23 protein-coding genes and 2 pseudogenes are annotated in these 20,707 nt (G+C 58.1%); 12 read left to right on the forward strand and 13 right to left on the reverse strand.

Annotated elements, in window-relative coordinates; all coding sequences use genetic code 11:
* The 5 genes and pseudogenes from ACZL02_RS23470 to ACZL02_RS23490 all read left to right on the forward strand — a co-directional run.
* Positions 1 to 194 (forward strand): annotated as a pseudogene (locus ACZL02_RS23470) (hypothetical protein); the annotation flags it as partial.
* Positions 195 to 222: 28 nt separating this feature from the next.
* The gene (locus ACZL02_RS23475; RefSeq protein ID WP_472941138.1) at positions 223 to 714 is read left to right on the forward strand and encodes a helix-turn-helix domain-containing protein; all 492 of its coding nucleotides are present in this window, start codon (positions 223 to 225) and stop codon (positions 712 to 714) included.
* Between the two features lie 1,033 nt (positions 715 to 1,747).
* A complete protein-coding gene (locus tag ACZL02_RS23480; protein WP_472941140.1) occupies positions 1,748 to 1,888 on the forward strand; it encodes a lasso RiPP family leader peptide-containing protein in 141 nt (46 codons plus the stop codon).
* Positions 1,889 to 2,167: 279 nt separating this feature from the next.
* The gene (locus ACZL02_RS23485) at positions 2,168 to 2,476 is read left to right on the forward strand and encodes a hypothetical protein (RefSeq protein WP_472941141.1); all 309 of its coding nucleotides are present in this window, start codon (positions 2,168 to 2,170) and stop codon (positions 2,474 to 2,476) included.
* Positions 2,477 to 2,925: 449 nt separating this feature from the next.
* Positions 2,926 to 3,369, forward strand: a complete 444-nt coding sequence (locus ACZL02_RS23490) for a hypothetical protein (RefSeq protein WP_472941142.1) — start codon at positions 2,926 to 2,928, stop codon at positions 3,367 to 3,369.
* A 1,010-nt stretch (positions 3,370 to 4,379) separates the two neighbouring features.
* Here ACZL02_RS23490 and tnpC read toward each other — a convergent pair.
* From tnpC to tnpA, 3 genes are read right to left on the reverse strand one after another with little or no spacing between them, the layout of a single operon-like run.
* A complete protein-coding gene (gene tnpC / locus ACZL02_RS23495; protein WP_472941143.1) occupies positions 4,380 to 5,912 on the reverse strand; it encodes an IS66 family transposase in 1,533 nt (510 codons plus the stop codon).
* A 56-nt stretch (positions 5,913 to 5,968) separates the two neighbouring features.
* Positions 5,969 to 6,325 carry an IS66 family insertion sequence element accessory protein TnpB gene (gene tnpB / locus ACZL02_RS23500; RefSeq protein ID WP_472941144.1) on the reverse strand — a complete coding sequence of 119 codons (357 nt, stop codon included), beginning with the start codon at positions 6,323 to 6,325 and terminating at the stop codon, positions 5,969 to 5,971.
* Positions 6,322 to 6,762, reverse strand: coding sequence for an IS66-like element accessory protein TnpA (gene tnpA / locus ACZL02_RS23505; protein WP_472941145.1), 441 nt, complete (start codon positions 6,760 to 6,762; stop codon positions 6,322 to 6,324). Before tnpA ends, tnpB begins: the two co-directional genes overlap by 4 nt.
* 114 nt (positions 6,763 to 6,876) lie before the next feature.
* Here tnpA and ACZL02_RS23510 point away from each other — a divergent pair, with 114 nt between their 5' ends.
* From ACZL02_RS23510 to ACZL02_RS23525, 4 genes are all read left to right on the forward strand, one after another.
* The gene (locus ACZL02_RS23510) at positions 6,877 to 7,029 is read left to right on the forward strand and encodes a DUF4113 domain-containing protein (RefSeq protein ID WP_472941146.1); all 153 of its coding nucleotides are present in this window, start codon (positions 6,877 to 6,879) and stop codon (positions 7,027 to 7,029) included.
* 551 nt (positions 7,030 to 7,580) lie between these two features.
* Complete coding sequence (locus tag ACZL02_RS23515; RefSeq protein WP_472941147.1) at positions 7,581 to 8,039, forward strand: hypothetical protein; 459 nt, start codon at positions 7,581 to 7,583, stop codon at positions 8,037 to 8,039.
* A 195-nt stretch (positions 8,040 to 8,234) separates the two neighbouring features.
* Positions 8,235 to 8,435, forward strand: coding sequence for a hypothetical protein (locus ACZL02_RS23520; protein ID WP_472941148.1), 201 nt, complete (start codon positions 8,235 to 8,237; stop codon positions 8,433 to 8,435).
* Positions 8,436 to 9,927: 1,492 nt separating this feature from the next.
* Positions 9,928 to 11,952: a putative bifunctional diguanylate cyclase/phosphodiesterase gene (locus ACZL02_RS23525; RefSeq protein WP_472941149.1), complete on the forward strand. Its 2,025-nt coding sequence runs from the start codon at positions 9,928 to 9,930 to the stop codon at positions 11,950 to 11,952.
* 464 nt (positions 11,953 to 12,416) lie between these two features.
* Here the strand turns inward: ACZL02_RS23525 and ACZL02_RS23530 are convergent, their stop codons facing one another.
* From ACZL02_RS23530 to ACZL02_RS23545, 4 genes and pseudogenes are all read right to left on the reverse strand, one after another.
* On the reverse strand, positions 12,417 to 12,647 hold the full coding sequence (locus tag ACZL02_RS23530; protein ID WP_472941150.1) for a DUF433 domain-containing protein: 231 nt from the start codon (positions 12,645 to 12,647) through the stop codon (positions 12,417 to 12,419).
* A gap of 229 nt (positions 12,648 to 12,876) precedes the next feature.
* A pseudogene (locus ACZL02_RS23535) lies at positions 12,877 to 13,242 on the reverse strand (ATP-binding protein).
* Between the two features lie 177 nt (positions 13,243 to 13,419).
* Positions 13,420 to 13,614, reverse strand: a complete 195-nt coding sequence (locus ACZL02_RS23540; RefSeq protein ID WP_472941151.1) for a hypothetical protein — start codon at positions 13,612 to 13,614, stop codon at positions 13,420 to 13,422.
* A 180-nt stretch (positions 13,615 to 13,794) separates the two neighbouring features.
* Positions 13,795 to 13,980: a hypothetical protein gene (locus tag ACZL02_RS23545; protein WP_472941152.1), complete on the reverse strand. Its 186-nt coding sequence runs from the start codon at positions 13,978 to 13,980 to the stop codon at positions 13,795 to 13,797.
* A gap of 350 nt (positions 13,981 to 14,330) precedes the next feature.
* Here ACZL02_RS23545 and ACZL02_RS23550 point away from each other — a divergent pair, with 350 nt between their 5' ends.
* Both ACZL02_RS23550 and ACZL02_RS23555 read left to right on the forward strand, forming a co-directional pair.
* Positions 14,331 to 14,678 carry a helix-turn-helix domain-containing protein gene (locus ACZL02_RS23550; protein WP_472941153.1) on the forward strand — a complete coding sequence of 116 codons (348 nt, stop codon included), beginning with the start codon at positions 14,331 to 14,333 and terminating at the stop codon, positions 14,676 to 14,678.
* A 398-nt stretch (positions 14,679 to 15,076) separates the two neighbouring features.
* Positions 15,077 to 15,601 (forward strand): DUF4113 domain-containing protein, encoded by a 525-nt coding sequence (locus tag ACZL02_RS23555; RefSeq protein ID WP_472941154.1) that lies wholly within the window; start codon positions 15,077 to 15,079, stop codon positions 15,599 to 15,601.
* Between the two features lie 54 nt (positions 15,602 to 15,655).
* Here ACZL02_RS23555 and ACZL02_RS23560 read toward each other — a convergent pair whose 3' ends face one another.
* Positions 15,656 to 15,976 (reverse strand): BLUF domain-containing protein, encoded by a 321-nt coding sequence (locus ACZL02_RS23560; RefSeq protein WP_472941155.1) that lies wholly within the window; start codon positions 15,974 to 15,976, stop codon positions 15,656 to 15,658.
* A 60-nt stretch (positions 15,977 to 16,036) separates the two neighbouring features.
* Positions 16,037 to 16,330 (reverse strand): hypothetical protein, encoded by a 294-nt coding sequence (locus ACZL02_RS23565; protein ID WP_472941156.1) that lies wholly within the window; start codon positions 16,328 to 16,330, stop codon positions 16,037 to 16,039.
* Positions 16,331 to 16,920: 590 nt separating this feature from the next.
* On the opposite strand from ACZL02_RS23565, the gene ACZL02_RS23570 reads away from it, so the two are divergent.
* Complete coding sequence (locus tag ACZL02_RS23570; protein WP_472941157.1) at positions 16,921 to 17,397, forward strand: MarR family winged helix-turn-helix transcriptional regulator; 477 nt, start codon at positions 16,921 to 16,923, stop codon at positions 17,395 to 17,397.
* A gap of 10 nt (positions 17,398 to 17,407) precedes the next feature.
* Here ACZL02_RS23570 and ACZL02_RS23575 read toward each other — a convergent pair whose 3' ends face one another.
* The 4 genes from ACZL02_RS23575 to ACZL02_RS23590 form a co-directional block, all read right to left on the reverse strand.
* Positions 17,408 to 17,758: a hypothetical protein gene (locus ACZL02_RS23575; protein WP_472941158.1), complete on the reverse strand. Its 351-nt coding sequence runs from the start codon at positions 17,756 to 17,758 to the stop codon at positions 17,408 to 17,410.
* Between the two features lie 188 nt (positions 17,759 to 17,946).
* Positions 17,947 to 18,387, reverse strand: a complete 441-nt coding sequence (locus tag ACZL02_RS23580) for a metallophosphoesterase family protein (RefSeq protein WP_472941159.1) — start codon at positions 18,385 to 18,387, stop codon at positions 17,947 to 17,949.
* Positions 18,388 to 19,651: 1,264 nt separating this feature from the next.
* Entirely contained in the window at positions 19,652 to 19,858 is a 207-nt protein-coding gene (locus ACZL02_RS23585) for a hypothetical protein (protein ID WP_472941160.1), read from the reverse strand.
* Between the two features lie 116 nt (positions 19,859 to 19,974).
* Positions 19,975 to 20,178, reverse strand: coding sequence for a hypothetical protein (locus ACZL02_RS23590; RefSeq protein WP_472941161.1), 204 nt, complete (start codon positions 20,176 to 20,178; stop codon positions 19,975 to 19,977).
* Between the last annotated feature and the right edge of the window lie 529 nt (positions 20,179 to 20,707).

The following is a 20,707-nucleotide window of genomic DNA, read 5'->3' on the forward strand; positions in this document are numbered from 1 at the left end:
AAAAACGGATCTTTGGAGCTAAAATTCGCGGTCTTATGCCCGCGCTCCTGACGACGGGCGAGGAGATGAATGTGTGGATGCGTGCCGACTGGTCAGAGGCGAAAGGGCTGCAGCAGCCGTTGCCAGATGGGTTGCTCGGAACCGTAGCCCGCGGCAAAAAGCAGGATGGCGAAGGCGCTCTGCGGAGCGAATAATCACCCTGCAATACAGCTAGCGCCGTAGATGCACGCATTCGTCGACAGTGATGTGCTGCCTTCGGAACTCTTCGCCATCAATGGGCTTTCATGGCACAGACACTACCGTTCCGCAGGCGCTCAGTCCGCATATCGGGAGCGCTCCTTGCCAGCTATTAAAAATTCCCATCCGCACCACATCAAAGACGTCGCTGCACTGGTCGGCGTTACGCAACGCACGCTGCGCTTCTATGAAGAGATTCATTTAATCTCGCCACAGCGCAGCTCAGGCACGCGCCGCCGATACAGCGACGCTGATGTGACCCGCCTACAGAAGATCACGCACTTTGCTCACCTTGGCTTCTCGCTCGCCGAGGTGAAGCTGCTGCTCAGCGCCCGGTCGAAGGATCAGATTGCTGGGGCACTACACCGGCGGCATGACGAGGTCTCCGCAGAGATCAAGCACCTTCAGCAAGTCCTTGGCGACATTTCGGACGAAATCGCTGCAGTGCATCTCTTGTCCCAGGATGATGCAGCTTGAGCGTTCCTTGCTTCTAACTCAACCCAAACGGCGTCATGATCGACAAGTAGCAAAAGGTAAGCAGAACCTACTTACCACCTAAGCGCGGTCCTGTCGGCGCGAGACAAGGGTCAGGCAAGGTCGAAGACAGTAGGATCAGCCACCAGCGGTGAATCATCATCCAGTGTCCACGCTGAAGCAGATGCACGGGGCCGGCGACACTCGGTCAAATTGGTGTCGTCGGTTCGGGCCTGTCCTGCTGCAAGGGACCTGTCGAGGCTTACGAGTCGAGCCGCCGTCCGCGTTTCAGATAAGCTTGTTGCGTTGTCAGCCGAGCTCGGATCTCCAGTAAATCGTCAAGCAGCGTTTGAAAGGGGCTCTGCCTATCGGCAGAGTCTGCCGGTACGACCCCTCCAGATCGGATGAGAAACGCAAACTCTGCCACAGTCATTAGGGCATCGTCTGCAGCATCGATCAGTTTGCCGTTCTCGGATAGCACGCTCTCGATATCCACGCCCGCTCCTATATCCCACCCCTGCAATCGCGGTCGATGACGACCTGCGAAACGAAACAGCCGCTGTCACCCTCGAAAGGGAGAAAGAGGCTACGTTCAAAATAGGGGCAGATTGGATACTGCGGCAGCCTCATAGGCAGTTGCGAGAACCGAAAGAACGGCAAGCACAATTCCAACCGAGCGCTTCTGCAGATACATAGGTGATCCCTCCCAGGCTTTACCTATGGTAATCAGTTCATTAAGCTTTCAGCAAGCGATCCTTTCGGGACCCTGATGCCGAGCGGCTTTTTCAGGTTTGCGCTGGTCAGACCTCCCCGCAGCAAGGCTTCGCGACGCCACGGCTGCCGAGCACGTTCAGTGCACAGGCCCCCATAGAGGCTCGCGCAAGCCACCAAATGCGTTATCAATAGTGCCCTAGCGATATATGGAATGAGAGCCTTGAGCCTACGGCCTGAAACTTACCGTTATTTCGCTTTCGGCATCCAACGCAACGTAAGCTCCCGATATACGTCGACAATTTCTGACAGCGGAAAGAGAACAATGACCAAGAAGATTTACGAAGCCCCGACCCTTCGCGCTCAAGGCTCGATTGAAAAGCTTACTCAGGGCGGCGCCAACGGCAGCCGGCTTGACGCGACATTCCCAGCGAGCACGCCGTTCAGCGATTTGACCTTCTCCTAACCTGCTTTTTAGCGGGGTGGGCCGGAGAGGCGCGCATTTCGCCGTGAGCGCCTCTCCATCTTTTTATAATCGTCGCCTGCCTCGCCGTAGTGCGCCAGCAGTGCCTCGATCGTCTCGCGGGTGACCCTCTAGATAAGGAAATGGGCCACCCTGATCGGCTAGCCACGACAAAAATTGACGACTCGTATAGACGCCGCAAAGTCTCAGAATACTTTGGCAGCTAGTTGAACTTTGCGGGTCGATACCCTGTTGAGGGTCGGGCGAGAATTTGGTGACAGCTTGAAAAAGATCGATCTTCCGAACGACGGCGACTGGCAGCCAATCACTTGGCTGCGCTACTTCTTCGAAATGCAGACCCGCCCCTCTTCTCGGAAACACAAGCTTTTCCGCAGGAGACACGATGGCGGCTGGGTTTATTGCGAGACGACGAGACCCTTCCCGCCGCCAGTGCCAAATACGGATCGCAGAGTCGCCGTTGAAGTCTATGCCGGCATCGAACGGCGGGCGGACGGGCGGACGCCGTCAGCCAAAAACTACGATCGCGAGCCCAGCCCAGAACGCCGCGCAGATTACAAAACCGATAACTAGGCCTCGTGCGGGCCCGAATTGCGTACGTGGCGACGCCACCTTGCTGCTCAGCTTTGTTGCGTGATCGAACGTCCTGCTCATGACATTTCCTCCCGCGGGATCTCCTCCCGTCTTTCGTATGTAATCACTAAACAGATCGTAAGCCAACTAGCGGTCATAAAACTGTCAAGTTTTGCACCAGATCGCCTAGATTCATTGCATTTGGAAGGGAGATCTTAGTTGAGCTGCATGCCTCTGGGCCTACGGTAGCGCCCAAATGATCCCCGCCCACATCACGGGTGACAGGGTGAGGCAGAGGAGGATGGAGGCGGTTCGTTGCGTGGGCGAAAATACCTGGCGCAGCGATGAACTTTTCGAAGGCAGATCGCTTAGAAGCCTAGTCGCTCGCTGAGCTGTTATTCTCCGTTAACACCGCGACGTGGGCTGAGTTTGAGTAAGGGTGAACTGGGATGGAAACCGACAAGCGGCTGGAGACACGGGCCGATCTGGGCTTCGATATCCCGAGCACACTAGACTTCGAACTAGAGGGAGCATTTCTAACTACGGAGCAATCGCAGCAAACAGCCCCCAACCTTGATGGTACCGGAAATGCTGACTGGTCCATTGCCCTAGAGCTGGTCCGAAGCACAGCGGCAGCACTCTCCGAAAGGGAGGCTCAAGTCGAGCAAATGGCTTCGAAGGCCGCACTGCAGGCCGATATTTCGAGGGACGAGCTGCGGTCGCTGCAAGCACAGTTGGCGTTGGCGCAGGGGGAGATCAGCCGGGCATACGAGGACGCCGCTCGGGCAAACAAGAGAGCGACCGAAGCCGAAGCTTGGCTGTCGAAGCTAGTATCGGCAACACACGGAGGCTTCGGCCATCTCGCCGCCGATACTCGGCTCAGTAAGCTTTAAAGTAAAGGTTACCTGGCAAGTTCACTGCACCATTTGAAAAGATATATTCAACTGACCGTCCGTGTTTGATATGTTCTGCTGGTCAATGAGATCAAGAGAGAGCAAAGACAGCTACGAATGCACTACCCACTCCCGCTGCTACGTCCCTCGGAAGGGGAGACTCGCCAATCAAAGTCTTCAGACTTGCCGCCGGAACCTCAATAGCGACTATGGCCTCTCTTACGCGGCTTGACGTCGGCAGAATTGAGGCAATCGAGGCAGGAGACGTTGCCACCGACGGCGAGCTAATGCAGATCGCGAAAGCTATCAAAATTCCATTCGACTTGATCGGCCTCTGTGAACTGATGGGAGCAAGGCCGTCTCTAGTGCTCGGGTCAACGTCGCCAAGACGAATGCTATTCGTGGCATACGCAAGGCGACGTTGAGATCCGCCTACGGTTAGGGGCCGTTCGGTAACAGCGGTACCTACAAAGTGCCTTATATGCTCAGTCGACATTAGACCCATGCGGTGATAATCCTTAACGGCTAGTTAAGGATTTCAGCATGACGCGCCTGACCACCGCCCTTACCCCTTATGTTGGAGTCGGCATTTTCCTGACGGGTCTGCTGATATTCAAAGGGCGTTTGCTGGCCGGCTTGTAGACACGACGCAAGCCTATCTCCCGTGACGAGAAGCTACCTCTCGACGTCCGAATTCAGGTCATGCCGCAGAGTGGCTTGTCATTAACGTGGGAGCAAACATCAAGCCGTAGCCTCCGATCATTGGGTCCTAATCGCACAGCCTCAAGGCGCCCGCCGTTGCCCAACACAGCACGACGGGCGCCGCTTTCATCTGACATGCTGTCGGGCTCACGCGGCCTTCCGCCCATCCTTGCCCGCTCCCGCCGTAGGCTGCTTCACTTCCAGGGAGGTAGTAGCCGCACCTGACCGCGAAGCCTTATGTGTCACGCTCACGATGCGGTACGCGTTGACACCGGACCACGGCCACTTTTCGATCGTAAGCGTCGTCCTCAGGCCACGGCGGCGAGCGCGTCAGCGGGCCTGAACTGCCATGGCATGAGATCATCGATGCAGCGGTTGGGATGGCCCTGGACGATTAGCGTGATGACGGCGGTCATATAGGCCTGGGGATCGACGCCGTTGAGCTTGCAGGTTTCGATCAGCGAGGCGATGACGGCCCAGTGGCCAGCGCCGCTGTCCGAGCCGGCAAACAGAGCGTTCTTGCGGGTCAGGGCCAGTGGGCGGATCGAGCGCTCGACGATGTTGTTGTCGATTTCCACACGACCGTCATCGGTGAAGCGGCCGAGGCCCTCCCAGCGCGAGAGCGTATAACGGATCGCCTCGGCAAGCTTGGTCTTCTGGCTGATGAGCTGAAGCTTCTCACGAAGGAACGGCTCGAGCGCGTCGAGGACGGGCCTGGTTCTTTCTCGTCGTGCGAGACGGCGGACCTCGGCCGGTCGCCCGCGGATCTCGGTTTCGATCCGGTAGAGCGCGGCGATGCGCTCCAGCATCTCGGTGGCGATCGGCGCGGGGCCGGCGGCGGCGAGTTCGTAGAACCGCCGGCGGACATGCGCCCAACAGAAGGCGAGCCGGACGTCCCCCTTCTCGGCCAGCACCTTGTAGCCGCCATAGCCGTCGACCTGGAGGATGCCTGCAAAACCCTTGAGATGAGCGATGGGCCGCTCGGCCTTGCGGTCGGGCGCATAGACATAGGCGACGGCGGGCGGATCCTCGCCGGCGAAAGGCCGGTCGTCCCGGGCATAGGCGAAGAGCTGGCCGGTCTTGGTCCGACCACGGCCGGGATCGAGCACCGGCGCCGTCGTCTCATCGGCAAAGAGCTTCGTCGAAGCATTCAATTGTCCGAGCAGCCGCTCGTGGACGGGACGCAACAGGAAGGCAGCCCGCCCGACCCAGTCGGCGAGCGTCGAGCGGTCGAGATGGACACCCTGGCGGGCGTAGATCTGCGCCTGGCGATACAGCGGCAGATGGTCGGCATATTTGGAGACCAGTACGTGGGCGACGGTCGCCTCGGTGGGCATGCCGCCCTCGATCAGCCGCGCCGGCGCCGGCGCCTGGACCACGACGCCCTCGCAGGCCCGGCAGCCATAGCGGGGACGGCGGGTGACGAGCACCCGGAACTGGGCCGGCACGATGTCGAGGCGCTCGGCGACGTCTTCGCCGATGACATGCAAGGCATGGCGGCAGCACGGGCAGGCCTTGTCCTCGATGTCGACGATCGTCTCGATCCGCGGCAGGTGCGCAGGCAGCGAGCCTCGATTTGCCCGGCGCTTGGTGGCGCGCTCTGTCCGAACGTCCGGAGCCGCGGTCTCTTCGGCCGCCTCGTCATCGGCTGCGGCCTGCTCGACCTCTTCAAGGCCCAGCAGAAGCTGATCTTCCGGCAGCGTCTCGGCCCGGCGTCCGAAGCGGTGGCGCTGCAATTCCTTGATGATCTGCTCGAGACGTTCGGCCCGCAGACGCTCGGCAATCAGCATCGCCTTCAGCGTGCCGGGATCGTCGGGAAGCGTGTCGGCAGCGGGTGTCATGCGAGAAGTGAATCATCTCGTCACACCGGCGGCAACAGCTTTTGCGTCCCCAGAGGTCAGCCAGATGACGACGGGACGCGGCTGGTCTGAACCTCGTGGACGCGGCGCCAGTCGAGACCTTCGAGCAGTGCCGATAGCTGCGCCGCCGTCAGGTGCATGACGCTGTCCTTGGCCTTCGGCCAGCGGAACTGACCGTCCTCCAGCCGCTTGGCAACCAGCACCACGCCGGTGCCGTCCCAGAACACCAGTTTGATCCGATCAGCGCGCTTGGCCCGGAAGACGTAAACCGCGCCGGAGAACGGATCGGCGCCCATCGTCTCGCGCACCAGCGCCGCCAACCCCTCTGCTCCCTTGCGGAAGTCGACGGGCTTGGTTGCCACCATCACCCGGACCGCACCGGTCGGCCCGATCATGCGCTGGCTTTCAGCGCCTGTATCACCGCCGCGATGGTCTTGGCGTTCGTGCCCGATCCCACCCGCACCACGACACCGTCGATCTCCAGCTCGATCCCGCCGCTCGGCCGCTGTGCCGTTCGCCGTCGGCGCTTCGGTCTTGTCGGCATAGGCGCCGGAACCGGCGGTGCTGCTTCAACCACCACCGGCACGAAGGCCGGCACGACCAAGACGGCCTCTGGCTCGATGCGGGCCTCCCGGCGCCATCCAAAAACCTGCTGCGGCCGAAGACCGTGGCGACGCGCCACCTCCGACACCACCGCTCCCGGCGCAAGCGTCTCTTCAAGTATCCGCGCCTTATCGTCCGCCGACCAATGCCGGCGTCCCCCAGCCCCGTTGATGATCTCAACCCGGCGCCCTCGACGCTCAGGGTCAAGCCTATGGTCAAATCCAGACACAAAACGATCCTCGCGTTGGATCGTCAGACTCGGCGCTCAGATCGACAAACGGAAGGTGGGATCGGGAGGACGCTTACTTTCGATCGACGGGACCGCAAGCAGTCCGAGAGGCTGATGGGCGGGATCGATGCGCTAAACGGAAGGATCGGCCGCGGGACAATCGCCCCTGCAGCCGCCGGCATTCGGCAGCAGTGGGTGACGAAATTCAACATGCGGTCGCCACGCTACACGGCGCGTATAGGGGAGTTGCCGAGGGTTACGGCATAGAATGCCAGGCTACGTCAGGGATGGAATGCTTTGCCGAGGCGGTGAAGGACCGCTAGCCGCCAATCCATATCATCGTCACCTCAGGCCATCATCGTACGGGCCAGGGGACGTCGCCTGACCGCGCCCTGCTCTCCGAAGGGCCGTACGCCCAGAAGCCATCGGAGCGGCTGGGCGGCGATTATTTCAGTAGGCTAGATTGGCCCGAGGTCGGCTGGGATCCGCTTCTCCAACGGCGCCGTGGACTCAGCACCCGCTTGGTCATGACCCTCCTGCCAGTCCCGGAATTCATCCGACCCAGCTTCGTGTGGATTGTCGCATCGAGCGACACCTTCCATCTGCGCTTTCCAACCAGCAGTTCTGGCTTCGTTGATCATCTTGATTCCCTGGATCGAAGGCTGATGCAGCTACCATGCAATCGTTCGGGTGAATGGCGACCAAAGGGCGCGTTCACATGGCATTCAGGAAGTAGGGAACCTGAAAAGTTCAGTGACAGTATCGAACCTATCCATGCCTGATCGCATTCAGGGTGCGTATGGAGGATCGATAAAACAATGAAATCTGCAGCAGCCGCATTTCTGGCCGTCTTCCTAGCTTCCTCACCAGTCGTTGCCAGCGATTTTGGCTACAAGAACGACATCTACGGCACGACCGCTCGCTTCCCTTTGGAGGCTTTCCCTGAGGAGATCCCTGCGACACCAGAGGGTGCGGTCTGGGAGTCACGATCGGGCGCGCAGATCGTCATCTACGGGCGGGAGAATGAGAGGCGCGAGACCCCTACATCCATGTATCGCTGGAGAGCGTCCCGGGATGACGTCACTTACCATAAGGGCGGCAAGGAATGGCTGGTGGTATCGGGGTATCTGAAGGACGGCAGGATATTCTACGAACGTTATATCTTCCGTGGCGGCCTGATCCATTCCGTCTCGATCCGGTATCCTGTGAAACTTAGGAAGGATTATGATCGGTTGCTTGGCCCGATCACCAACAGCCTCAATGGCCCTTCCGGGTAGATGCACCTGGTGATTGACCGGCAGCCATCCTCGAATGAAATGACCCATCAGGCTGTCCTTTTCACCGCTATCCACACTGTCATCTCTGATGGGATGTTGATGGTAGCAGGCTAAATTCTTTGATCCCCGATGTTTAGGCAACCTCAATCTGCTCAGTGCGTCTCTGTTGTAAGGCAACCGCTTGCAGGAGAGACTATGGTGGCGTTCCTCGCAAAAATTGGCGCAGCGATGCGGGTGATGCCGACCCTGTCGGAAACGGATCACGGCATCATCGAGGCTATGATTGAAATCGGCGCGGAGGTGAACGAAATCGCGGAAACGTTCGGATATCCGCTCAATCTCATCGAACAGGTAAAGGCTACTCAGCCAATGTCACCGTTCCGAGTGCACTTATAAGTCTTCAGTTCGTTTGCCGACCGCGCCGGGCATCTGATGTAAAAGGACCTGCGCCAAGACCTCTGATCAATCTGAGCAATGACAACGCATTGTCCGCCTCAGAGAGAGACATTCCTTCTAGAACCTTCTGGCGCACCTGTATGGGCAACTTCGTGCTCAAGTCGATCACACTCCACTGCCCGCTATCAGTCTCGATAAGGACCGGCTCCATTCTCGTCGCATCTAGAGCCATTCTGTCGCCCTAATAATTGGTTAACCATCAATGTGTCTGGCTAACTAATTTTTTTCAAGCGCCTCGGCTGAGTAGTCCATTTGCGTACGGTAAAGTACGGCGGTCGCCTCAGTGTTTGATGCGGATAGACGAACTGGCAAAAGCATTCCTACAGCCGGGACCGAAGACTAGCTTTTGCGAGATGCCGCCTTGTCCATAGAGGCTAGAACGGCCTGGCTTTCAGGACTGCCTGCATTCCGCTGCAAGAATTGGTCTACTGGAGTGGTCATTTCCATCCCTTCTCAGGCAGACGGCAGAGGCCGAATCCCGCACGTGTACTTCGTCAGCCGGTATTTCGGATGCGTCGAGATCCATTCGGCGGCGACCGCCTGGCCGTGCATGGAGCAAGTCATAATCGAACCATCGAACTCGAGGTGCTCGGGGCGGCAGGCATCGGGATCGGCATGCAGGCAGATGAAGAGAGTTAGCGCGATCACCGTGGCCTCCGTGAATTCCAAAGGGAATGGAGAGAGGCTAGCATTCATGTTGCGGTGCGAAATCACCCATTCGGGTGGAGTCAGTGAGCAACTTTACCGTGCCTAGGCGAGCAGCTTCCTCTGCGTCCGTATCCTGGTAAAGGCGTCAGTCATTAACGCACCCGGCGGTCAAGGAACCATTAGACAAGAGCTACAGACTTCGCATCAACGAAACCCCACTCCGAGCTGAGTTCTGCGGACGGCGTCAGTCGAGTTTCTGCATGAAAGCTGGTGTTCCAGCTAGAAGCACTGATCGAGGGGCTGGATACCGAGCAGTCCCCATGGACGACTCCCGGTAGCTGATATCCGAAGTGATCCAGACATTTGCGGTGATGGTTAGCCGAGTTTCTTAAATCCTATCGGTTACTCGAGAGACTGCCGACAGCTGCTCAGCACACAGTCCGGCAGGAGGGCATGCAGCACCGGGTCGGGGTTTGCTCCCGGAGAGCTGGTGGTGAGTATGTTGCCGACTTCGAACAGCGAGAGTGACGGGCGGATAAGGCTGTTGCGGCTCCAGGCTGTCGATCAGCTGGTGCCAGCGATGATGATCGCGAATGTCATCTGTTCCGGCGGGTTAACGCTCCTTCTCTTTGAATCTCAGCCATTGGCTCTGACAGTCTGGTTCTGTCTGATTACCACAGCGTCGTCCTGGAGGGTGATCCAGGCATGGGTCCTTCGACCTACCCCGAACCGACGCACGGCGTCGACGCGAGCAATGGGACGGAGTGTTCGTCAGGCGTTCGCGATGGCCGTCTGCTTCATGAGCGTTCCGACCTGGCTGCTTACGCAGACATCCGGATCAACCTTCGCCACAATCATCTGTCTCATCACCGGCTTGCTGTGGGCGGGCGGCCTGGTCCTCGCGACGGTTCCCGCCGCGGCTATCACTTATGTAGGCGTCGTCGGTACGTTGACTTGTTCGAGCCTGCTTATCAAAGGAACCAGCAGGTTCGACGTCTTCATATGCTTCCTCTTTTTAATTGGAGGAGCGACCGTAATCCGCAGCGTTTCGAGGCAGTCACGGCTTTTCGGCGATAGCCAGCTTCAGAGGATCGATCTGGAAACGCAGGGACAGCTGATCGGCGTACTGCTGAAGGACTACGAGGAACAGGCGAGCGACTGGCTTTGGGAGACCGATCCAAACCTTCGATACCGAAACGTGTCCGATCGCTTTGCCGAGGCGCTCGGTCGCCCACGTGAGGAAATCGAAGGGCGCGCCTTCGGCGACCTTCTGGTCAGCGCAGTGCCCGGCAACGTGGACGCTCGAGACGCCATCCGATCGGACGCGCGGTCGCGTCTGGCATTTCGGGACGTCCTCATTCCGTTCGACATATTGGACGATCTTCGGTGGTGGTCGTTCTCGGGCCGACCTTTCTTCGACGAACGCGGCCAGTTCAGCGGATATCGCGGCGTCTGCACCGACGTGACTTCGACCAAGAGAGCCGAGACTAGGATCGCGCACCTCGGCTACCACGACGCGCTGACCGATCTGCCCAACCGGGCCAAATTCGCGGCGCGATTGGATGATGCCCTTGCTCATGTGGACGGGCCCCAGTTCGCCCTGTTCAGCTTAGATCTCGACGGGTTCAAGTCTGTCAACGATCGTTACGGACATCCCGCCGGCGACGCGCTGTTGATCGATGTCGCCCGGCGCCTCGGAACGGTGGCGGGCCGCAAGGACCTGCTGGCTCGCTTCGGTGGCGACGAGTTCGTGATCATGCGTTCGCAAGACATCGATGCCGCCGAAATCGAGGATTTCGCCGAACGCATCATCGCATCGCTTAAGGCCCCCTTTGTCATCGACGGCTACGAGGTATCGGTCGGCGTTAGCGTCGGCATTGCCTTCGCACCCCTCGACGGCGAGACTAGCGAAATCCTTCTCCGCAACGTCGACGCTGCGCTTTACCGTGCTAAGGGAGAAGGACGCGGTACCTTCCGTTTCTTTTCGCCTGAAATGGACCATGCGCTACAGGAGCGCCGAACGCTTATCCAGGATCTAAGACTGGCAATTCCCAGGGGCGAGCTCGTCCTCCATTTCCAGCCCTACATCGCTGCGGATACAGGTCTCGTCACGGGTTGCGAGGCACTCATCCGCTGGGCCCATCCGGTACGCGGCCTGATCCCGCCGGTCGAGTTCATTCCACTTGCCGAGGAAAGTGGATTGATCACTGAGATCGGCGCCTGGGTCATCGACGAAGCATGCCGTCACGCCGCCGACTGGCCGGACGGACAGCGTGTATCCGTCAACGTGTCGCCGCTCCAGTTCCGGGACCGGTTGCTAACGGCGACTATCGTGGGTGCCCTCGCCCGCAGCGGTCTTGCACCGACGCGTCTCGAAGTGGAGGTGACCGAGACGGTCCTTGTCGCCGACGCCGAGGGGGCGCTCGACATCCTGCGGCAGATCCGTGCCCTTGGTGTCCAGATAGCGCTCGACGATTTCGGGACGGGTTACTCCTCCTTGAGCTACCTCCGGTCCTTTCCCTTCGACAAGATCAAGATCGACAAGTCGTTCGTTGACGACCTCGTCGACCGGCGTGACACGCAGGTCATCGTTCAGGCAATCCAGGACATCGCGCAGGGACTGGGCATGTCGATTACCGCCGAGGGTGTCGAAACCGCAGAGCAGGCGCATCATCTCCGCCTGACCGGCTGTCACGAGCTCCAAGGCTACCTCTTCAGCAGACCGAAACCTGCCGACGAACTAGGGTTAGGTTCGATCGGGGATGTCGACGATCAGGATCCCGATACCACCATGCTGGCGGTCGCCTAAGGTGACGTCCCCCGGATGCGATCCGGACGACATGTACCTCGAGGAGTTGGGTGGCGGACAGTCGGACCTGGACCTGGACCTGGATCCCGGCGCCTGCGAACACGACCGCCCCGGAAAGAGCCAATAAAACGATCGTTAGCTGAAGGAGCATGCCAGGGGGCGAAGCGGGATCGGCTGGCGAAAGATTAGAAAGCGTCCGATAGGCGGATGGAGGATACCATTCGGAACATCGCAGTGTCTCTGCGGTGATTAGGTCGCCAACCGAGGTCGCCTGTCGTCCAACGACTCCCGCCTCGCCTCCTCCGCCAGCGCCAGATAGTGTCTCAGCGCCCGTTCAAGATCGATGGGTGGCGCGCCGTCTCGACGATAGTTCGGGTTCGGATTATCGTTATCTGCATACGTTCAGTGACTACATAGGGGATAGCGATCTAGGTCAAGCGAACGGTAGCGAACCGACGCTGTCATCACGTATTTTCCCCCTCTTCCATTGCCTTCATCAGCGCCTTTCCCGCTTGCATGATCGCAGCCTCCACGTCCTCCCTATCCAAACTCCGGAAGTTCTCGATGATCTCGTCGATGTCATAGCCCTCCGCCAGATTCTCGAATAGCAGCTCGGCTTGGACGCGTGTTCCAAGGAACACCGGAAGCCTTAAGAGGAAGCCCGAACGTCGGACGATGATGGGCCTGTCTGTCATCCGTGTCACCACGAGACGCCACCAACCCAAAACGCTGAAGTCGACCGCCTTCGATCTCCTTTCTAGATCCAATTCGCTCTCTGAACGCCTTCCGTGGTGCACATTGCCCCTCAACCGCAGCGGGCCGAAAGCAGACCAGCCACTTTGATGACTTCGCCTAGGAAATTTGCCATTACGCTCACGACCCATCCACGACGTAGAGGTGGCCATTCTCTGTACCCACGAGCGGTCATTCAACTGAAGACTGCATATGTTTGTTCAGTGGGAACCGCATCGTAAAACGGGTTCCCGCGCCCAGGGAACTCTCGACTTCTATATTCCCGCCGAGCAGCACGCAGAACGACTTCGTCAGCGCTAATCCGAGCCCGGTCCCGCAGAAGCGCTTGGCGATCGTGTCGTCTGCCTAAGAGAAGCGCTGGAACATCCGCCCGACCTGGTCGGGCGTCATGCCGATCCCGCTGTCGGCCACCGCGAACACCAGCTCTGCGGTCCCAACGTTGCGCGACGCCGACAGGACGATCCGCTCGTGCTCGGAGAACTTGGCGGCATTGCCGACGAGGTTGGGCCACCAGACCGCCGAATAGCGAGACTCCAAGGTACGGGCTGCTTTTGCATCCTTCCCTATGGTTTGCGTAGTAATAGGGCATCAGTTTAAATTGCCTAAACCCTAGACGGCAACCTACAGTTATGTATTAGTTCGATTGCGCTTCGCTCCCAACGACAGCGCATGTGAAGGGCTCCGGTTGCGTTCAGTCGCACCCAGGAGCCTTTTTCATCCCTGTTTCTTGTCGACCATCCCCGCAGCGTCACGCTCCAGCCGTGCTGCTTTCAGCCTTGCTGTTTTCTCGGCAGTTGCAGTGGCCTGTGAAGCCGCGCCAGATCCAGTGCCTCGCGATTCTTCAATCTCGGCAGAAGGCCGGAAGTGCTTATTCGCAGCCTTGAAGGTTGCCGACTCGTTGTTAGCCAATTTACGTATCCGAGTGAGTTAAGGTACTGCCCGTCTAAAGGAATTTGCCAACGCGTCTGTCCAATTACTGGGCTTTCGCGCTGACCTTCTTCGCGCCCCGTGCGATGATCACCAGCACGCCTTCCGGCATTGGACGTTGCAGCACCTTCGCTTCGTCCGAAGTCGATTTGTTGGGCAACTTCAGTCCAAGTTAGGTAGTTTGCCCCTTGCGTCATTTACGTCGCTTGCCAGCTTTTCAATCAACTTTTGCCATGAGTCCGCAGCACCCATTTGCTGTTGCCTTGCAAGGGGTAGAATAGCTTTAGCAGCGGCAGCGATGCATTCATCATGACGTGCTATGTAGTCGGCTTCGGTCATCTTCAGCATAGTCTGCTTTCTTGCCGAACCAGGAAAGCCACGAAGTGAGCTGTTCTCTCTACGCTAGCCTGTCGGTTAGAGGAGCAGGCCCGTGATCTTAGTTGATGTCTATGGCCGTAAACGTACTGACCGCAGGAACAATGATTGAAACTGGAAGCACGATGTAAAGATGTGGGTACTCTTCGACCCGTTAGATGTGTCGAGAAGTTGCGTTGCAACATACTGGTAAGTGATGTAGCCGCAATATGCCGCTTGTCGGACCCTGTTGTGATCGGAAATTTTTGCCTAACGCTAAAAGAGTGCAGCCAGTCGACGCGACGGTTGGCGAGAAGATTCGTTTGCGTCGCAAGATGATGGGTATGAGCCAGACCGCCCTTGCAGAAAAACTTGGTGTGACATTTCAGCAGGTTCAAAAATACGAAAAGGGTAAAAATCGGGTCAGTGCCAGCAGCCTGCATAAAGTCGCAGAAGTGCTTCGCATCCGTGTTTCCGATCTGTTCGACGGTTCCGATGCTAGCCCACCTTTTAGGTCTGACGTTTCAGACGGTACAGAGGCAATTCTTGAGTTCATATCAACGGCCGAAGGGCTGCGGTTAAACAAGGCCGTCGCGTTAATTGATGATCAAAAAGTGCGCCAGCGGTTGATCGAGCTGGTTCGCGTGCTTGGCGACGCACATGCTGCCGAAGGTTCAGTTTTGGAAGGCTGAAATTTGCCCGACGACCTTTTGTACGCAGCCGTCGGGCTATTGGGTCTGTGCGAATAGGTCCCAATAACCTGACGCTAGGGCTGGATGGTTTCGAGTTGGTTAAGTCGATAGCCGACCTCAGCTTAGTTTAATCGGAACCCGGCTCTCATCTGACTGACGAAGCGTCTCGCTCTGCATGGATGGCGAAGGTCGACGTCGGTGAGGTCTAGGGTGTCGGACCAGCGTCGGAGCGGAAGCTGATCGGCATCGGCGTTGAGAAAGTCTCCCAGCTTCGCGACCTCGACCTCACCCTGGCCCGCCGGCTCCTGTCTGTCGTTGGCGAGAGGACCGTTCTGGAGTTGCGGGGCGTGCAGTGACTGGCGCTAGAGCACGTCGCTCCGCAGACGAAAGGCTGCGCGGTGACGAGATCCTTCGGCAGGCCCGTAACGTCGCTGGCGGGCATCCTGGAGGCGGTGTCTTCATATGCGACCCGTGCCTGCGAGAAGCTTCGTCGCCATTGCCTAAAAGCCTCGCACCTCTCTGTCTTCATGCACATGTCGGAGTTCAATCCTCGCGACCCACGGTATTCTGGCTCTACGACGGTGCATCTGCCCGAGACGTCGAACGATACCCTCGATCTCATCCGCGCCGCTCAGCGTGGCGCCCAGGCGATCTACCGAGACGGATACCGGTATGCGAAGGCCGGCATCGTCATGGACGACCTGATCCGAGCCGGCACCGCACCGCGGCCGCTGTTCGATCGCCGTGATCGCGAGCAGTCCGAGAGGCTGATGGGCGTGATTGACGCGGTGAACAGCAGGTTCGGCCGCGGTACGATCGCTCCAGCGGCCGCTGGCATTAAACGCGAGTGGTCGACCAAGTTCGACATGCGCTCGCCGCGCTATACGACACGGATCGGCGAACTACCGCGGGTCACGGCATAAGCCTAGCAGCGTTGCTCAGACATTGAGGGTCCCTGCCACCGTCGTCGCTAGCCGCTATCTGCTATCCTCGGACAGCATCATCATGATTGGCATGGTGCGCCTGATCATCCCCCACCGCTCGAACCTAAGAGCATCGATAGCTGATCGGTCGAGCTCCACGACACCCATGTGCCTAGCGTCCCGCAGGATCCGGTCGAAAAGCCTAGTCACCTCCTCGCCTGGCCCCTCCAGAACTTGAAGCACGCTTTCGCCTTCGACAGCGAGAATGCCAGTGATGCCGACCGATTGATTCCAGTCTGCAGAAAACTGGACGATATCGTCTATCGCTTCAGTTGTGACGTCTGGGGCGAGGGTGCTCGCATAGCGGAGGCGCATCAACATTCTTGATGCTAAACAGCAAAACAGGCAGGAAGTCCCTATCACCCGTTAAGTTTGCTAAAGAGAAAGGCTATGACTGTCGGCTTGGCCTTCAAGTCCGTCTAGCGATCCAAGTTTCTCACCAGGTGCGGGCACGGCATCAGCAGCAGCACCATTGGCCCGATCGGACATTTCCACCTCGAGCCGTTCATGTGCTTTGGAAACGGTGGCGATTTCATCCTGAATAAGGACCCGCCAGAGCGTCAAGGCAGACGGCGTGACCAAAGACAAGCGGAAATCCCTCATCAGCTCGGCCAAATTCGCGCATTCAGCAACCATGCGCGACAGCTCGTTATCGCGAACATCCTTCAATGACGATTGGCTTGGATATTCGATCGCGGTTGGAAGATGTGGGTGCGAAGTGATGACTAAAACCCTTCAGAAACTGCCAACACCGTAACTGGCAATCCTTTAAAAGGTATTAGATGTCAATGCGTTCCGGTCACGGCACTAATCGAGCGGCGGCCTCGATGTCGATGTCGGTGGTCTGATCGGATAGCATGCCGGCGATATGGTTGCGTGCTAGATCCAAAACGGCTTCGGCAACCTCTGCTTCATTCCAGCCGGCGGCTACGGCAGCAGCTATCACGGCCTGGAATGTAGGCTCGATCGCGAATTCGCAGTCGACGCCGCGATCGGGTGCTCAGGTTAGTTCTTTGGGGCGCTGATATCCATGGCAGAGAGTACGATCCAACCGTGGAAGCATTAAGGTGTCGCTCCCTCGATTGATCACGAAGGGGAAACCTTGGCGTTCGGCATCTCATTCTGTGTCCCAGCGTACAGTCTGACCTGCCAAGGGGGCGCAATCGTACAGTTCCTAGTCATGGGCATTCACTACCGAAATCCCATTGCTTGTCTAGCCATAGGGTCCCATGGTCCTCTTTGAGATCAGAGGGTTAGCTATGAGCACGCACCTTACGGGAAGTTCGGACGCCGGCAATCCGATACCCGCTGCAAATGATCTGGTTCAGCAGCTTCTGGATCTCGCGAAGACCACCCGGGCGCTCCTGGCCCTCAGGCTTGCGCCGATCGGACTGACTGTCGGCCTGGACGAGGTTCTACTTCAGCTTGAGATGGGTACGTGCATGACCGTGTCTCTGCTTGCTGAGAAGCTTTCCGTAAGCGCCACCACCATCTCGAAACAGGTCAAACGCCTGAGGACGATGGGTTTTGTCGACCTGACCGGCAACGACAGGACTCCCCAGCGGACAATCGTGCAGATCACCTGGCCGGGCTTGGACGCGAAGACGCTGGTACAGGGCATCTGGCTCAAGATCGGCGACGACCTCACTGGCGGCTTGCCCGCCGGCGAAGCGACCAGTCTCTCTGTTCAGCTCAAGAATGCCAGCCGAGCGCTTGGTGCGCATCTAACCCAATGAATGGCGTCTACTAAGCGAGTTCCTCGGGAGTTCCCTTAGGCAATATCGGCAGCGGCATCTGTTCGAACTTCAAAGCTCGCGCTTCCCGGGCCTCGTCCCACTTGCCTTCCAGCAACCTGTCGTTCAGCCAGGTCTCCGCATCATCGAGGTCGTCGAAGATTTCATCTGGTGGGAATGGAAGGTGATCGAACGTCGCTTCGAGGTTCCATTTTCCAGACAGCTGCTGGCCGTGGTTTTCAGGTTCGAGTTGGACGAGTATCGCAACAAGAAAGCCGTCTTTCGAGACGAGAAGCCCATGACTATCGGAGCTTGTCGTCGCCACCTTGAGTGGCTGAAACTGCAACATCGTCAGGCGCTCCAACACAGTTTCCTTCAATCAGAATTCGAAGGATGCAGTCCCGGTTCCCTGTGCGTAAACGTGCGGACGGCTTGTTTCTTTGACCCAGCGTGTAGTCGAGGCTGAAACCCGCTGCCCCTTGTCGCTACCAGCTAATGGTCGCACCTCCTGGCCAACCTGCGGGCTATCTCAGACCTCTAGGACCAGCGGTTCTATCGTTGTGGTACCGGCATGGATCCATCGCCCACATTTCCGGTCATCGTAATGGCGTCGATGTCCTCACGAGACTCATCGTAGGTGACGATGACAGTGGGGCCGTAATGCGGTTCATTCAGTGCGGCCAGAATGAACCCGACATCGGGCTTGTGCATACCAATGAAGCGAATTCCCTCGATCGTAGTAGCATCACGCTCGACGAACCGCAGGCGGAGATATTTCTTCGACTGCCGGCGCCCCTCAGCCAGCAGCCGAGATCTGTTCGTCCCATCCAGTTCCATCAGCCCAGCGATCATTACGACCGGCTTCTGGAATGACAGGCTGGCCTTATAGAGAGCCTTAACCGGCGTTCCGGCATAATCGCCCACAATGACGATGATATCTGCCGACATGCCCGCCGCCCCGGTCTGCGGCGAGATAATCAGCAATTTCGTCATGCAGTCCTCAACCGAAGATCAGTGCTCCTACCATCAGCATTGCAGCAGCTGTCGCGCATGCCTGCCACACCGGCGTAGAAGTGGCTAGTGCGGCCGAGCGAACGTAGGCCATGCCATTACCGAGCGCTGGCTAGCGCCGCAGGTAGCGATATGGCGCGCTGTCACTCCGGCGTGCGGTATTGGGCGCCTGTCATGGCGGACTGCCGGTTGTCATTGTCTGCATGGTTCGTGTTTAATTACCCCGCTAAGAAAAACGAGATCTGAAAAAATGAGCGGCTGGGTTTTGATATTCCTTCTGATCATGAGCATCGCGATCCCAACATTCGCCCTTGGCGTCGCGGCAGGCCGATATCTATGAGTGAATGTACGGCGACGATGGCTAGATGCTTGGATGATGTCCGTCCCCATGAAGTGCCGGTCTCTTTGGAATCCGTCATGGCGGTCGGGCTGCAAGGTAGCACTCTGGCATAGCGACTAGTCCACGCCCTTGCGATTTGGATTCCGATAAGGTCTCTTGTCGGGTCAAAGGGAGGCTAACGAAACGGTATACCCGTCAACCGTTCGCTTTGATTGTAGCTCATCGATCCATCATCCAAATCTGGATGGTGGGACGAAATCCGTACCACCGCGCAGAACTGCGCAATGTGGTAACGGTCTAGATCTGGACGGTGTCATGGCCATCGCCCAGATTTGGGCGGTTCCGCCATCATACAAATTTGTATGCTGTAGCGGCCGATCCGCGGGTAACCCGGGGCGGCTTATGCGCAACACTCCGGGGCTGATTGTTTGCGTCTGCATGCCACTGGACCGGGACAGGTCAGTGCGCCAGGATCCCCGACGAGCTTGTGGATCGGGTGGGATGGGTCATGACTGTGCTGACGGACTATGCGGAGCGGGAGATCGCACGTCGGCAAGGGCTTCTTATCGAGAGCAAGCACGACGCTGCAGCGGACCTCCATCGGCGCGAAATCGCTCGCCTCACCAAGATCTTAGAAAGTGTGCGTGGCAGCTAAAACTGATCTGTATTGGATCTGGACAGATCGGCGCCGCTCAGCGCCTGAGTAGGGGCGTTGTTCGTACGCAGGGCCGCAAGCCAGGTATGATCTATTGCCGAAGGTTGGACAACAACGCCTAAGGGAACTCCAGTGTTAGCGTTGAAGCAGGTACAAAGGGCCGGCGACACTCGGTAAAATTGGTGTCGCCGGTTTGCCTCAGGCGTTATAGCTTGTCCGTTGCAATCCAGTGATCGGTACTAGACCCTTAGTTATTCCAGCCCGCGGCGAACCGCGAACAGAACGCGCCTCTGATGGTCGGCGAAATTCATCAGTTCGATAAGCGCGTCGGCCTCCTCGATCTCCAAGTAGTCGAGCGCAATATCGCGGACAAACGCCGGATGCCCGGTAAACAGGTCGATGATCGACCACGTTGTCCCATCACAAGTTTCCGCTAGGCTATACCGATCGTAGGACATTCTGCACCTCGTTCCTCGAAGCACAGAACGAGCCTGGGCACCGTTCGGACCGTGATTTAGGTTCCGAGCTAAGAGCTTTGCGCGGCTTCTAGGACTTCTGCTACGGTGCTGGGGGTTCACGAGGCCAGCACCCGGTAGGGAGAAGTGTTTTGGTTCATCCGCACTTTCTCGATCACAGGCAACGAGTAGCCGAATTGGTCGGATATCTCCTTATCGTCCGCCCCGATCTCGATCATCGCTTTGATAATGCCAAGGTCAGTTTCAGAGACTGCACGGGGTACCCTCAGCGCAAAGCTGAACTTAGTCATGAAAGCGGACACGCGTTCTCCCTCGCATTTCGCGACCATGCAGGATCCAACGCAGTGAGCTCATTAAAGTTAGGCTGAAAACTGGGATATGCGTTTCATGCTTAAGACTTGGTTGCGGGACATTCAAATCGGACCGGCCGCGCCGAGCACGATGATGACCCGCGGATTGACAGAGATCGCTACAGGGCCGCTTTCCGCTGTATCTCATATTCACGGTAATAGATCAGATCTGCCTCGTCCGAATCCTGGCACAAGATTTCCCGCGGCCGAGCGGCGCCCTCGTAAACCTTTATGAGAATCCGGCCATCGGCCAGTTCCTCCTTCGCCACTGAATGGTTTGCTGGGCTCAACGCCATGTCGTTCCTCGGTCTGGGTCGCTTAGCTACAATCGAGTCAGCAGACCATTCGAAGATGAACGGCATCAGCTTTCTCGAATGAACGCCGTGGAGATGTCGGGTTAACTGTCCCTATCTGGAGGAACCACCGACAGCTACGTCTGCACCCTCAGCATGGATGCCACCTTCTTGACAGTCTCTGCCAT

Source organism: Mesocryomonas fontinalis (assembly GCF_055730125.2).